This is a genomic window from Nostoc sp. DedSLP03 (assembly GCF_034530815.1).
Lineage (GTDB): Bacteria > Cyanobacteriota > Cyanobacteriia > Cyanobacteriales > Nostocaceae > Nostoc.
Window position 1 is genome coordinate 1 of sequence record NZ_JAVRCK010000064.1, and the last position, 13,391, is coordinate 13,391.

Here is a 13,391-nt window from a genome sequence, read left to right on the forward strand (position 1 = left end):
CAAAATTCAAAATTCAAAATTCAAAATTCAAAATTCAAAATTCAAACATTTTAGACACCAGTCAAAAGAGGCAGGGGAGCAGGGAGCAAGGGGGAGAATTGGACGAAGCTTGATACTCCGACCAATCAAGAACGTCCTTTATGACGGGGCTTGATACCCCATGTTCCGCTTTGCTTCACGGCTTCGAGGCAGGGATTGCTCTCCCTGCCTCTTGCCCCTTTGCCTCTTCGGTCATAGCAATATTTGGATTTGAGATTTGGCGAAAAGTCGCAATATCTCGCAAACAGCGAACTGAACTTTTCAAGACGGATTTTGGATTTTAGATTGGTGATTTAGTAGTCCCCAATCTAAAATCTAAAATTCTTTTGTTAATGAGCTATTTCAGCAATATTGTTTGTTAATTTATGGATATACTGGCGATTTATCGATTCCGCCAACATGATTTAAAGGCCAGAAACGAACTACAGCACGTCCAATGATATTCTGGCGAGGGACAACACCCCAGCAACGGCTGTCATAACTACTGTTACGATTATCACCCAGTACCAAATATGAATCGGCTGGTATAGTCTGGGGTTTGGCCAAAAAAGGTGGCTGTGGCCCTGATTGGCAAACATCAATAACTGTGGTCTGCCCAGAACTGAGGTAATTAGATTCTGGGAGAGGTTTGTCGTTGATATAGACTTTGCCATCCTTAAGTTGTATTTTCTCTCCAGGTAAGCCAATTATACGTTTAATAAAAGCATCTTGATATTGTTCTTTTTGTAGCTCTTTCGTTGGTGAAAATACTACTATATCTCCCCGCTGTGGGTCAGCAAATTTATACTTCAACTTATCGACAATAATTTTGTCTGCCTCCCACTGGTTTGGCGTACCATGCAGAGTTGGTTCCATTGAGCCAGAAGGAATCCAGCGTGCTTCAGCAACAAAGGTACGAATTCCCAGAGCTAGAACGATGCTCAATACAATTGTTCTACCTAGCTCTGCGATCCAGGAATTATCGGGTTGTTGACTAGAGTTGTTATCAGACACTTGATTATGCATGAAATTACTTAACTTAACGAAAGACGTAGGTAATTAACTCGCCTAGTGAGACTTTATCTGTTAATCTTAACGGGAAAATTTTAATTTCCTAATTATGTTTGCATCTTGACTACCAATTTGAGATTGTGGATTGGGAAGAAGGCAGGGGGCAGTGTTTCGACTACGCTCAACAACCAGGTAGGGGGCAGGAGGTTTGAATTTAGATAAGGCTTCTATATGAGACGCTCTCGCGTTCAACTTTATCTTGCAGTCCACCAAATCGGAGATTTTGTGGCGGAATTAAACTCCTGCTGCCTCTATTGTTAAAAATAAACTTTTTTTTAAGGTGGGGCAAAAATTGGTTACTCCGATCGCGAATAAGTTTAACCTAAAAGCATGGTTCTCTGTAATACATAGCTCGCTGTCTAAACTTGGTTATCTTTATGTCATCGCCAAAAATGTTGCTGATTCGCCAAGCTCGCATAATCTTACCCGATGGTGAACTGATGGTTGGAGATGTGTTGACGCGCGATCGCCAAATAGTCGAAGTTGCGCCAGAAATCTCTCAAACACCACTAGCCACTGAAATTGACGCAGAAGGCTTAACTTTGTTGCCAGGAGTTATCGATCCGCAGGTGCATTTTCGGGAACCTGGATTAGAACACAAGGAAGATTTATTCACCGCCAGTTGTGCCTGTGCTAAAGGGGGAGTCACTTCTTTTTTAGAAATGCCCAATACGCGTCCCCTAACTACAACACAACAGGCTTTAGACGACAAGCTAGACCGGGCCTCACACAAATCCTTAGTTAATTATGGCTTTTTTATTGGGGCAACAGCAGAGAATTTACCAGATTTGCTTTTAGCAAAGCCAACACCGGGAATTAAGATTTTCATGGGGTCGATGCATGGTCAGTTGTTGGTTGATGGCGAAACAGCATTGGAGGCGATATTTGCCAAAGGCGATCGCTTAATTGCCGTTCATGCCGAAGACCAAGCTAGAATCAACCAACGCCGCCAAGAATTTGCCAATATTCACGATCCAGCCGTTCACTCGCAAATTCAAGATAATCAAGCGGCGTTGCTGGCAACCCAACTAGCATTAAAACTTTCTCAAAAATATCAACGTCGGTTGCATATTCTCCATATGTCAACAGCCGAAGAAGCAGATTTGCTGCGTCAGGAGAAACCGAGTTGGGTGACAGCAGAGGTGACACCACAGCATTTGTTATTAAATACTAGTGCCTATGAAACAATTGGCACATTAGCACAGATGAATCCACCTTTGCGATCGCCCCACGATAACGAAGTTCTCTGGCAAGCTTTGTGCGATGGCGTGATTGATTTCATCGCTACAGATCACGCGCCACATACCTTAGAAGAAAAAGCTCAAGAATACCCCAATACTCCTTCGGGAATGCCTGGGGTGGAAACTTCCCTCGCTTTGATGTTAACTGCGGCAATGGAAGGCAAGTGTACTGTGGCTCAAGTTGTGAACTGGATGTCTAAAGCTGTAGCTGTGGCTTATGGTATTCCGAATAAGGGAGCGATCGCCCCTGGTTATGATGCCGATTTGGTGCTTGTAGATTTAAACACATACCGTCCAGTCCAGCGCGAAGAACTTTTAACCAAATGCCATTGGAGTCCTTTTGAAGGCTGGAACCTCACCGGCTGGGCTAAAACCACCATTGTCGGCGGTGAAATAGTTTATGACAAAGGCCAGGTAAATACGCAAGTGCGGGGTCAAGCTTTAACTTTCTTGTAGCAAATATTTATTTAACTTTACTGAAACCTTGAATTTACAGCAACTACATAAGATATATTCCTCCCCAACCTTCATGCCAGATTGTGCAGGTGGGGTATTTCTGTAGCTCACAACGTGGAATTTTGCTGTATTTCTAAGTGTTTCAAGTTAAACGCTCGCAAAGACGCGATAAATCGCCGTCTCTACGAAAGATTGACTATTGTAGAGACGGCGATTCCTCGCGTCTCTTGCCTTAACCGAACAGTGTTGAGGGAGGCGGAGCCTCTAGGACGGCATTCCCAGTCGAAGACTGGGAACGAGATAACGAGATAATATTTAAAAGCTGGTTTGAGGCTAGCTTTCAGGTTAAGTTGACACCAATGCTACGCATACCCGTTCTACAGATAAGCAAGCTATAGGTAGTGTCTCGTAGAGAAGGCGATTTGTAAAAAAAAACTTAGGTATTCTTCCAGTCGGATAAATCGGATAAGTCGGATAAGAGTAAACAAGCTAATGGAATTGTATTGTGGTTCATCTCACGTTCCTTGTCCACAAAAAAATAATCAAAGAGAATTACTATGGCCTTCAAAATTTTGGCTTTAGACGGTGGCGGTATTCGTGGAGTTGTTGCAGCACGAATACTTCAACAAGTAGAACAAGAAATTAGAACTCAGGGAAAAGGAGAGTTTTTACACGAATATTTTGACATGGTTGCTGGTACTTCTACTGGTTCGATATTAGCAGGAGGGATTGCTATCGGAAAGGAGAGTGATGAACTCATTAAAATGTATAAAAATAGAGGTAAAGATATATTCCCTCTGGAAATAGAAGAGCGCTACAAAAACTTTCCATCCATCATCAAATCAATTATTGATGTATTTTCTCCATCTAAATATTCTCATGATGGAATTACTAGCGTACTCAAAGATGCCTATAAATTCACAAGAATCAAGGATATCGAAAAACCCATTCTTTTGATTCTTGCTTACGATACGCTATATCGCAACACCACCTTTTTTACAAATTGTCATCCCGATTTAGGAGACAGATGGTACGATGACTGTTATTTATGGGAAATATGTACCGCTTCTGCCTCAGCACCTACTTTTTTTCCACCATATAAATTAGAACCTGTAGATAAACAAAAATTTGGTGACTGGGAATTCCCCCACATTGATGGAGGAGTTTCTGCTAATAACCCTGCTCTGGCAGCTTTGAGTTTAGCGATGAGGATTAGCCAGTCTTCAGTATCTCCAGAAATCAAGCACCAATATAAACTAAATAATCTGCGATTAGAAGATATTTCTATCCTTTCTATTGGCACAGGTCAAACTGGTCAACCATATCAATATAAGCAAATCAGCAAATGGAGAGGTTTGGATTGGATCAAAAATCTTACTAATATCTTCATGGAACCTACATCTGAGATTGATAGTACGATTTGCCGACAAATTATGGGTGGATATGAGTCTAAACGTTACTTACGTCTTCAATTTGACTTAAATGAGACATTTAAACCCAAACCAAAAGAGACTTATAAAGATCCTCGCATTGTTTTACCTCCAGAAGAGCGGAAAAATAAATTTACAGGGGAAAAAGTCACTGAAGAAATAGATAATACTAATTCCGTGATTCTTCAGCAGTTAATAGATACTACTTCTGCATTCATTGAGGAAGGTCTTACGTACTATACCAGAGACGATTCCGGTTCTCCGATAAAAAAGGCGATCGCGTCTTTTATTAGAGATAACTAGCCATCTGTGTCATTATTTACAAGTTTCTACAATTGGTTGGGGTTTGAATACCCATCCAATTGATTTTTATATGTCGTTCAAGACTTTTTTTGGCTCGTTTCATCAGCTTAGATAATCAAGGAGCGATGCCCTTCGACAGGCTCAGGGTAAGACCTACGGCAGTAAACTACGCACGTCAGATATAACAATAACTGCCTTCTTTGATAAATTCTCGAAATTGTATTTAATTTACTAATTAAAATTTGCTTTTCTGATAAAGTTTAGTCAAGTCAAGCTTTACCTCTTCTTTGTACTACTCCTATCACATCGTAATAATACCTAAGTTTTTTAATTAATAATTAACAGGAGAAGATATAAAAAATCTTTTAGCAACAAAATAGAATGTGTAATCAAATACATTTTTCTCAGCCCTGTTTTGTGTTGTTGCCGCAGTATTTACCGAATGTTTTCCATGAGAACTGAGGCAGAGAAAATAATATGTTTTTAGACATTTTAGCTAGCCTACAACGGTTATTTGTTGGTTATATTCCAGCCGCTGTCTTGGGTAGTTTTATCGGATATTTCATCGGCATAAATAGCATGGTTTATCAGCTATTTCGGCTGATATTTCAGATACCTCATAGTATCCCTCCTATCGCTTTGCTACCTATTGCTCTCATCGCGTTTCAAGAGAGCGACTCGGCTGCTATTGTAGTAGTTTTTGTGGGAACTCTTTGGACAATGATTATTAACACAGCAATAGGGATGCGGCATTTCAAGAGACAGAATAATAACTTTCGAGTAGCTATTTTTCACATATTTCATGCCTTGAAAGTTAGCATTTGGGTAGCCTGGTTTATCGTTATTGCCACAGAAATGTTAACAGGCCCAAGAGGACTTGGCTTTACCCTCTGGGATGCTTATAAAGCTGGCAATGCTGATTACATAATACAGGAAATCTTATACATCGGCATCATTGGCTTTTTGCTGGATCAGTTACTAGATTTCGCAGCCTATATTCTCTCGCAAATGGTTTCAGATGGAAAAAAATCTTCTTAAGAATTCAGGAGTCAGGAGTCAGAATGAATTGTGTACGACTGGTGGTTAGCGCAGCGTAAAGTCTTCTCTTCTCCCAAAAGGAGATCGCGCAGCGTCTTGATTCTGAATTCTGTATTCTGAATTCTTCTTTATCTAGGCTTACGGATTGCACCCTGCCAGCTAATAGTTTGCTTGGCAGAACGTCTTCCTAAAGAACGAGTTGCTACGACTTCAACATCAACGTTGACACCAGGGCGTAAAGCTTCGTCAGGAATTTTGAGCTTACCCAAAGCTAGAATAAAACGGTTGTAGTCACGAGTCACAAGTTCTGTGGGAATATCCCCTTCAAATTCAGTTTTGTAGCTAGAAAAACCGTGCGAACTATCCTGGGCGCGGAATTTGACGCGAAACTGAGTATTAATAGCATCAGACTTGGCTGCCAAATCAACTATTTTTAAGTTGAGATTTTGTCCGACATCGGCAAACTCTGCCACAGCTAACCGAGTGACATCTTTTTTGGGAATTGCATGGTTAACGGTAAATGTTGTTAAATTAGCCTCACTTTTGCTGTTACCTTCAACCCATAATTCCTCAGAAAAAGTAATTTCTACTTGTTTGTTATCAGTTAAATTTAGTCTTACGTCTTGATTGCCAAAGCTGGTAATAGGTTGTCTTTCTTGCCAAACTATTTGAAAAGCCTCTTCTAGACGCTGTTCAAACTCAAGGTAATCATCGGCGATCGCAGAACCAGGCGCAAGTAGAGAAGCTGCCCCTATGCGTTGATTCCACTTATTCTTCGAGAGTTGAAACTGTTTGTTTATCAGTTCCGACATTGCTAGCTGCACAGTTGGAGTATCAGCTGCCAAAGGTTCCTTACTATTGACAATACTCAAAGTTCCTAAGCGCCCTTGGCTACCATCGCTACCATCGCTGCCATCTCGCCCATCGCTACCATCGCTACATCGATAAACCTTTTCGGTACACTTATAATCAGGGCTACCAGGAGTTCCTTGGCAGGTTTTTACTTCCCATCTTCGTCTGTGACAGTTACAGCCTTCCGTACCCCTACCACTTCTACCGCCGCGCCCACCTTCTCCACCAGTTGCCCGAACAGAAATATTCCGTAAGTCTGCTAAATTGCTGTAATACACTGTCAAAGAACCACCATTTCCCCCATCTCCTCCTTTGCCACCATTACCACCACTACCACCATCTGGTGCGTTTATATCATGGCTAACTCGTTGGCGTAGCCCGCCGTCGGCATCGCGTCGGGAACCACAGTCAGGTTGATAACCATCTTCGCCGTCTTCCCCGTCTTCACCATCTTTACCAGACAAGTCAAGATTTACAGGTGAACCATTGACAAAAATATTTTGGTTTTTACCGCTGCTACCATCTCTACCCGATCGCCCATCGGTTCCTGTGCGTCCATCTCTGCCATAATTTCTAGCTATTTTATAGTATTCATCAGAGGCAACGGCTGGACATAAAACTGAACCAGAGGCAGGCAAAAAGCTAGTAAATAAGCAGAATGTCAGTAGTAGTGGCAGTTTACTCCTAAAACCATTGTGCATCTATTTACACCTAAAACTTTAGTTGAATTATCTACTCCTGACGCTGACTTTCAACAATTTGCTCCCTCTTGTCCAGTGATATCGAAGTGTGACACACTTATGAAAAAGGATTAGCTTCTGTTACCACTTCTGGCAGTGGAATAAACTCCGTTTCATCTGGCACGTTAGCAAAGCGATAGTCGCGCCAATCAGCTTTCGCTTGCTCTATTCGCTCTGGTCGGCTAGAGACAAAATTCCACCATTTGTAGCGTGTACCTAACGGCTCACCGCCAATAATAATACATCGAGCAGCAGCTGTAGCAGAAACCTCAACCCGATCGCCTGGCTCTAGAATAGCGAGACGATATTGCTCGATCGGTTCACCATTAATCCTCAATCCCTCTGTGACACTGTATACTGCCCTTTGTGAATAATCTGTAGGGATAGTGAAGTGGGTGTTAGCAGACAACACTGCATCTAAATAGAGGATAGGTGAGAGAACTTTTACAGGTGAGGTATAGCCAAATGCTTGCCCAGCAATAAGTTTGATCGTAACGCCATTCTCTTCCCAGGAGGGAAGGATTTCAGCCGGATAGTGAATGAACGTTGGTTCGGTTTCTTCGTGTTCAACAGGTAAGGCAACCCAGGTTTGAATGCCATGAATAGTAGTTTCTTGCTGACGGTCAAAGTCAGGCGAGCGTTCTGAATGGACAATCCCCTTTCCTGCTGTCATCCAGTTGACTGCACCTGGTTGGATTTCCTGCACAGTACCCAAACTATCGCGATGCATCAAAGCACCATCAAATAAATAAGTTACCGTTGCTAGATTAATATGAGGATGTGGTCGGACATCGATGCCTTGATTGGGGGGCATAACGGACGGTCCAAGATGATCGAAAAAGATAAACGGCCCAACCGTTTGGCGATTAGGATATGGCAAACTGCGGCGGGCAGAAAAACCACCCAGATTTTTAACTTCGGGTTCAATCAGTTGAAGAATTGCCATAAATAATCGCAGGTGATTAGTAAATGCTGTAATTATTATAAGTATATTTACTTGCAAATAAGCTAATCTGGATGAGTTATCTGTTGATTTTGGAGAGTTGATGCCAATGCGATCGCCTGTTTTTGACTAGTTTTTTCCGATTAAATATGAAACACAGCCCCAGTCAGTATTGTTTCTCAACCAGAGAGTTTTTTCACAAGTGCGATCGCTCACCTTTAACTTTATTAAACTTCTGATTGGATTTCAGTTTCCTACTGTTGAGGAAATTAATTGTAACCAATTAGCTCAATTACTATTAGATTCTACAAAGCCCCATCCATTATTACTAGATGCACGAAGTCAGACTGAGTATGCAGTTAGTCATATCGAAACAGCACTACGCATAGATCCTCTCACAGATGACTTAACAGCAGTTTCAACAGTTTCCCAAGATAGACCAATTGTTGTGTACTGTGCTGTTGGCTACCGGAGCGCAAAATTAGCCCAAAAACTAGATGAAGCCGGGATTAAGTGCATTTATAACTTGAGTGGTGGAATTTTTCAGTGGGCAAACGAAGGCAGGCTGATTTTTCAAAATGGTCATCCGACAAAGGTTGTACATCCTTACAATGCAATCTGGGGAAAACTGCTAAAAGCTATTTATCATACTCAGGAGTGTTGACCTTTGGATTAAGAGCTTGTCAACATTAAGCAAGTAGAATAAAAGCAACGATAAAACTACTACTCTGCCAACCCAAAAATGCCAGGTGGAGGTTGGGGAAAGGTTAAAGGGGAAAGGGAAAGGGATTAAAAACATGAGTCCCTTTTCCCCTTACCCTTTACCCCGCTTGCGTCACGAAAGCGAACTACTACTTATACTGCATGTCTCAAGTTTCGATTATCATTCCTACTTTAAACGAAGCAGTTAGCTTAGAGCGGACATTGCGCCAATTGACTTTACTTAATCCGCCTGCTTTTGAAGTGATAGTAGTAGATGGTGGCAGCGATGATCGGACAGTGGCAGTTGCAAAGCAATGCTTTGGGTCATTCAATCAATCGCTAGGCGTACAAGTTCTTTCATCTGAACAGCGTGGGCGTTCTATTCAGATGAATTATGGAGCATCGGCTGCAACTGGAGATATTCTTTGTTTTCTTCATGCAGATACTTGGGTGCCGGATGACTTAATCACTGTAATAGAGCAAACTTTAGTAGAGTCAACCATTGCCTGTGGGGGGTTTATTTCTCTGATGAGTGGATCTCAAACGACTCGCTGGGGCATCTCTCTACATAATTATTTAAAAACCTACTATGCACCACTACTATTTAAGCCTCACCTGTTTTTTCGAGGATTGCGCCTGTTGTTCGGAGATCAGGTAATGTTTTGTCGTCGCACTGACTTTTGGGATTGCAATGGATTTGATGAGACATTACCGATTATGGAAGATGGAGATTTATGCCTGAGATTGGTTAAAAAAGGACGTATTTATCTGGTGAACCGCATTGTTCACTCTTCAGATCGTCGCGTCGCAAAATGGGGTAGCTGGAAAGCAAACGCAATCTACCTTTATATCGGTTTTTTGTGGGGAATTGGCGTTGATGCAAATTATCTCAAGCAATTTTATCAAGATATTCGCTGATTCAGGCTCCAGTCATAGTAGAGATAGGAAATCGGCGTTGAGGCATTTATTGGCAGGTCTGTTTCTAGGTAGGAGCGGATATATTCTGGAATGGAGGGTTTGACCTTAAGAAAATCTTGACGATACCATTTAAAGATTTTGCTACAGTAGAGCGTTTTAGTATCTAAGTCATAACGGACTTTTTCAGGATTGTTAATGAAGCGACGGGTATCTTCATCTAACTGCTGAGTAACTTGTTGAGGAAAATAAGCTCCAGCCCGCAGTAACGGGCAACCAACCGAAGCGCAGACAATTGCAAAATGAATTCGTGGCTCCTGTAATTTATTCCGCAGAATTTGGTTTTCTATTTGGGCTAAACTGTAATGCTTGTCAAATATATAATAAGCACGACGTTGGAAGAACCACAAAAAAGCCAGCCAGTTGGGAATGCCTAAGATGCGCGGACGAATTGACTCAAGCGGGTATCTCTCCAAAATTGTCGAAATGGTGAACGCATTGTAAAGGTTGATCCACAATGCCAATTGCTCAGAAATGTTGCTATTAGTTGTAAAAGCCAGATTTTTTTGACTCGACAACCAATTTGCGATCGCTTGAGGTTGCTCAGTTTTCCAAGCAATATAGTTTACACGACCTTGGCGATCGACATACTGACGCAACAACCTATCCCAAGGTTCAAAATCAATCATTATTGCTATGTTTATATGTTATCCGTTGTTTTTACTTATACCTATACCAATTGAATTCTCAAAATAGAATCAAATAGCCCTGATTTAAAGCTAAAGGAATTTTTTGGTTTCGCGATCGCAACGTAGAGTTGATTTGTACAAGTATTTATTTAACGAATTATAACAATACTATCTTTGGCAACTTGAAATCAGCGATACACTGAGGAAAATTCCTTGAGGAAGCGTTGATGGCACGGTCAAACGGGGTTACAAGTGAAACGTCTGTAGAGGAATTGCCTACAGCTTCAGACAAAAATGCGATCGCAATTGAAAATCCACCTGAGCCAGTGGAGGATGCCCAGGATATTGACGACATATTGAACTCACTAAAAACCTTGCTGAGTTCTTTAGAAAAGCTCCAAAAAGTCCGGCAAGAAGTAGGCGATATCAAACCGTTGATTGGGCGGATGCTTGATGGAGAACTAGTTGCTGGTGAAGAACTTGAGCAACTTAAGACAGGTGTGAGCAGTCTTTCTCGCCTTGTTCGTGCTTATAATGACCATCAAGTAGCGTTGGCTAAAGCACAACCTGCAAGAGACTTGCTAGATCGAGTTCTGAAAGAACGTAAAGCGAATTGAATTGAGACTGGAGATTGGGGAAGAAATTCTTTGGATATTTGGTTGGAGTCCCAATCTCCAATTTAACAAGCGATGTCTGGCGACAAGCCGCTTTGCGTCTACGCGCTTTTTTGAGAGAATGCGATCGCTTCTCCATCGCCTTTAGGTATGTATGTCTACGGCGGCAAGGTATATTGTTAAAGTAAGTATGGTATTATATTTCGTCTACTATTTAAATTTGCTAATAACCTAAAATAGGTTATTATGACAAAAGCCTAGTATTACTTGCAAAGTAGGTATCGTAATGAAGACTAATAGAGAGAATCTACCCTTAGACCAGATTCTCTTGGAGGATAGCTTACAAATGCTGAGTAATCTGCCAGATGAATGTGTTGATTTAGTTGTATCTTCTCCACCTTATAATCTAGGCAAAGAATACGAATCAAGGCAAGCTCTTGAGATTTATTTGGCAGAACAAACAGCCGTTCTGCTTGAATGTAGCCGGATTCTCAAAAATACAGGTTCACTGTTTTGGCAAGTTGGTGCTTTTTCTGACCGAGGAATGCTGATTCCTTTGGATATTCGCTTTTTTCCGATTTTGGAGTCATGCAGACTAATTCCTCGCAACCGAATTATATGGGCTAGGCAACATGGTCTTCATGCCCAGAAAAAGTTTTCTTGTAGACATGAAACTATTCTTTGGTTTACTAAATCAGATAACTATAAATTTAATCTAGATGCTATTAGAGTTCCCCAAAAATATCAAAACAAGAAACATTATCGAGGAAATCGAAAGGGGGAACTTTCATGCAATCCAGAAGGTAAAAATCCTGGTGATATTTGGCTGTTTCGGAATGTTAAGCACAATCATGAAGAACAAACTATACATCCCTGCCAATTTCCAGAAGACTTGGTAGCTAGAATTATATTAGCTACAACTAACGAAAATGATATTGTTTTAGATCCATTTATGGGATCGGGTACTACGGCAGTAGTTGCGAGAGATCGTAAACGTCATTTTATCGGGTCAGAAATTGAAGCGAAATATCATCAAGTTGCGTTGCGTCGTCTCAGTGGCAATCCAGATAAAAATGGTTGTTTTCCAAATTTAAAAACATTGCGTGATTATGTTGAAAAAACTGGTCAATCTATTGATAAATTTAAGTTTGATGTGCAAGTAGGAAATAAAGCTTCAGAACGCAGCAAAGCAAAGATTTATCCAGAAGAGTATCACTTGCAAGCAATGGAAGATAGATTAATTTATGAAGAATCTGCTTTTGCAGCTAATCTAAGAGGTGAAGAGATTCCAGTAGATGCAAAGCTTAATGGTAATGGTAAAAAGACCTCTTTACAAAATCAAATAGTAAAACAAGTAGAAGAAGTAGAACAAATTGAATTGAGATTATGGACTTAATAGATTAATTTTTACAATAAGTTAATTAGACAACGACTACGGGCTGAACGTCCCGCAATAATTTGGCATTGGCGATTAACTCTAGTATTTCCAGTTCTCGAATATCTTTTAGATAAATACTCAGTCCAGATGATAGGCACTATTGTATTTTGTTGTTCAAATAATCCAACTAGTCTGATTGGTACATCAAAAACTTGGTTTTTAGCCAAAGCTGTTAACTGATTAACAGCTTGCTCGTAATAAAGAGTGCTATTGGAGGCAGGAAACATCAGAGCCTTTGTTACTATAATTACCAAATTAGTCGGGTATCCAACAAATTCAGTTTTAGCTTTGAAGAACAATTCTGAGCGCAAAGTGTTATTGAGTAGAAAGGGATAGTTAGAAAATTGAATTTCAATGATAATGCCAGTTTTAACAAAATCAACATCTGTACCTAAAAATCTATAAGGTGCCGGAATAGGAATATTTGATTGCCAGCCATCATGAATAAAAGCAGCTTTAATATATTCGTTTGTACCTACTGGATCGAATATTGCATTACCTTGAATTCCAGCTTGATCTGAAGCCTTGATATGCAAAGGCATTTTAGTGAGAGTAGTACTAATCTCATGCCATTCGTTTTGGTATTGGGTATCAATTATTGTATCTGCTGCGTTAAAGTCAACATATTGAATAATGATTATTATGTCTCCTTTTGGTATTTCAACAGTTCTTTGATAAAAGCAAGCGGATCGATTTCAAGAACTTGGGCAACTTGTAAAAATTCAATCACGTCAAGACGACGCTCTCCACGTTCATACTTTGATACATAAGATTGTGGAAGCTCTAGCTTTGCTGACAACTCTGTTTGAGTGAGCTTTGCAGCTTTCCGCGCTTCTATAAGTAACTGGCGAAACCGATTGTAATCTTCGCTGAAAACTGATTTAGGCACTTTAGCTTGCCTTTTTTCTGGCGATGGTTTATTCGATCTCGATGAGAGTTAT

General features: G+C 40.7%; 13 protein-coding genes. 7 read left to right on the forward strand and 6 right to left on the reverse strand.

Annotated features, from left to right (window positions below; all coding sequences use genetic code 11):
* Nucleotides 1–402: 402 nt before the first annotated feature.
* Nucleotides 403–1,044 carry a signal peptidase I gene (gene lepB, locus RM368_RS25740; protein ID WP_322696664.1) on the reverse strand — a complete coding sequence of 214 codons (642 nt, stop codon included), beginning with the start codon at nt 1,042–1,044 and terminating at the stop codon, nt 403–405.
* A 422-nt stretch (nt 1,045–1,466) separates the two neighbouring features.
* Here lepB and RM368_RS25745 point away from each other — a divergent pair, with 422 nt between their 5' ends.
* The 3 genes from RM368_RS25745 (at nt 1,467) to RM368_RS25755 (ending at nt 5,557) form a co-directional block, all read left to right on the forward strand.
* On the forward strand, nt 1,467–2,786 hold the full coding sequence (locus RM368_RS25745) for a dihydroorotase (protein WP_322696665.1): 1,320 nt from the start codon (nt 1,467–1,469) through the stop codon (nt 2,784–2,786).
* Nucleotides 2,787–3,343: 557 nt separating this feature from the next.
* Entirely contained in the window at nt 3,344–4,519 is a 1,176-nt protein-coding gene (locus RM368_RS25750) for a patatin-like phospholipase family protein (protein ID WP_322696666.1), read from the forward strand.
* A gap of 477 nt (nt 4,520–4,996) precedes the next feature.
* Nucleotides 4,997–5,557, forward strand: a complete 561-nt coding sequence (locus tag RM368_RS25755) for a nitrate transporter (RefSeq protein ID WP_322696667.1) — start codon at nt 4,997–4,999, stop codon at nt 5,555–5,557.
* A 128-nt stretch (nt 5,558–5,685) separates the two neighbouring features.
* Here RM368_RS25755 and RM368_RS25760 read toward each other — a convergent pair whose 3' ends face one another.
* A complete protein-coding gene (locus RM368_RS25760) occupies nt 5,686–7,110 on the reverse strand; it encodes a collagen-like protein (RefSeq protein WP_322696668.1) in 1,425 nt (474 codons plus the stop codon).
* Between the two features lie 97 nt (nt 7,111–7,207).
* Nucleotides 7,208–8,095 (reverse strand): pirin family protein, encoded by an 888-nt coding sequence (locus RM368_RS25765; protein WP_322696669.1) that lies wholly within the window; start codon nt 8,093–8,095, stop codon nt 7,208–7,210.
* Nucleotides 8,096–8,264: 169 nt separating this feature from the next.
* On the opposite strand from RM368_RS25765, the gene RM368_RS25770 reads away from it, so the two are divergent.
* Both RM368_RS25770 and RM368_RS25775 read left to right on the forward strand, forming a co-directional pair.
* Nucleotides 8,265–8,756, forward strand: coding sequence for a rhodanese-like domain-containing protein (locus RM368_RS25770; RefSeq protein WP_322696670.1), 492 nt, complete (start codon nt 8,265–8,267; stop codon nt 8,754–8,756).
* Between the two features lie 200 nt (nt 8,757–8,956).
* Nucleotides 8,957–9,712, forward strand: coding sequence for a TIGR04283 family arsenosugar biosynthesis glycosyltransferase (locus RM368_RS25775; RefSeq protein ID WP_322696671.1), 756 nt, complete (start codon nt 8,957–8,959; stop codon nt 9,710–9,712).
* Here RM368_RS25775 and RM368_RS25780 read toward each other — a convergent pair.
* Nucleotides 9,697–10,398, reverse strand: a complete 702-nt coding sequence (locus tag RM368_RS25780) for a DUF547 domain-containing protein (RefSeq protein WP_322696672.1) — start codon at nt 10,396–10,398, stop codon at nt 9,697–9,699. The two genes, RM368_RS25775 and RM368_RS25780, sit on opposite strands and share 16 nt — an antisense overlap.
* A gap of 227 nt (nt 10,399–10,625) precedes the next feature.
* Here RM368_RS25780 and RM368_RS25785 point away from each other — a divergent pair, with 227 nt between their 5' ends.
* Together RM368_RS25785 and RM368_RS25790 are read left to right on the forward strand one after the other, a co-directional pair.
* Entirely contained in the window at nt 10,626–11,015 is a 390-nt protein-coding gene (locus RM368_RS25785) for a hypothetical protein (RefSeq protein WP_322696673.1), read from the forward strand.
* 283 nt (nt 11,016–11,298) lie between these two features.
* Entirely contained in the window at nt 11,299–12,408 is a 1,110-nt protein-coding gene (locus tag RM368_RS25790; RefSeq protein WP_322696674.1) for a DNA-methyltransferase, read from the forward strand.
* An 11-nt stretch (nt 12,409–12,419) separates the two neighbouring features.
* On the opposite strand, the gene RM368_RS25795 is transcribed toward RM368_RS25790, so the two are convergent.
* Both RM368_RS25795 and RM368_RS25800 read right to left on the reverse strand, forming a co-directional pair.
* Nucleotides 12,420–13,109 (reverse strand): BglII/BstYI family type II restriction endonuclease, encoded by a 690-nt coding sequence (locus RM368_RS25795; RefSeq protein WP_416212261.1) that lies wholly within the window; start codon nt 13,107–13,109, stop codon nt 12,420–12,422.
* Nucleotides 13,091–13,339 (reverse strand): helix-turn-helix domain-containing protein, encoded by a 249-nt coding sequence (locus tag RM368_RS25800; protein ID WP_099103407.1) that lies wholly within the window; start codon nt 13,337–13,339, stop codon nt 13,091–13,093. The genes RM368_RS25795 and RM368_RS25800 overlap by 19 nt, the downstream gene beginning before the upstream one ends.
* Nucleotides 13,340–13,391 lie beyond the last annotated feature (52 nt).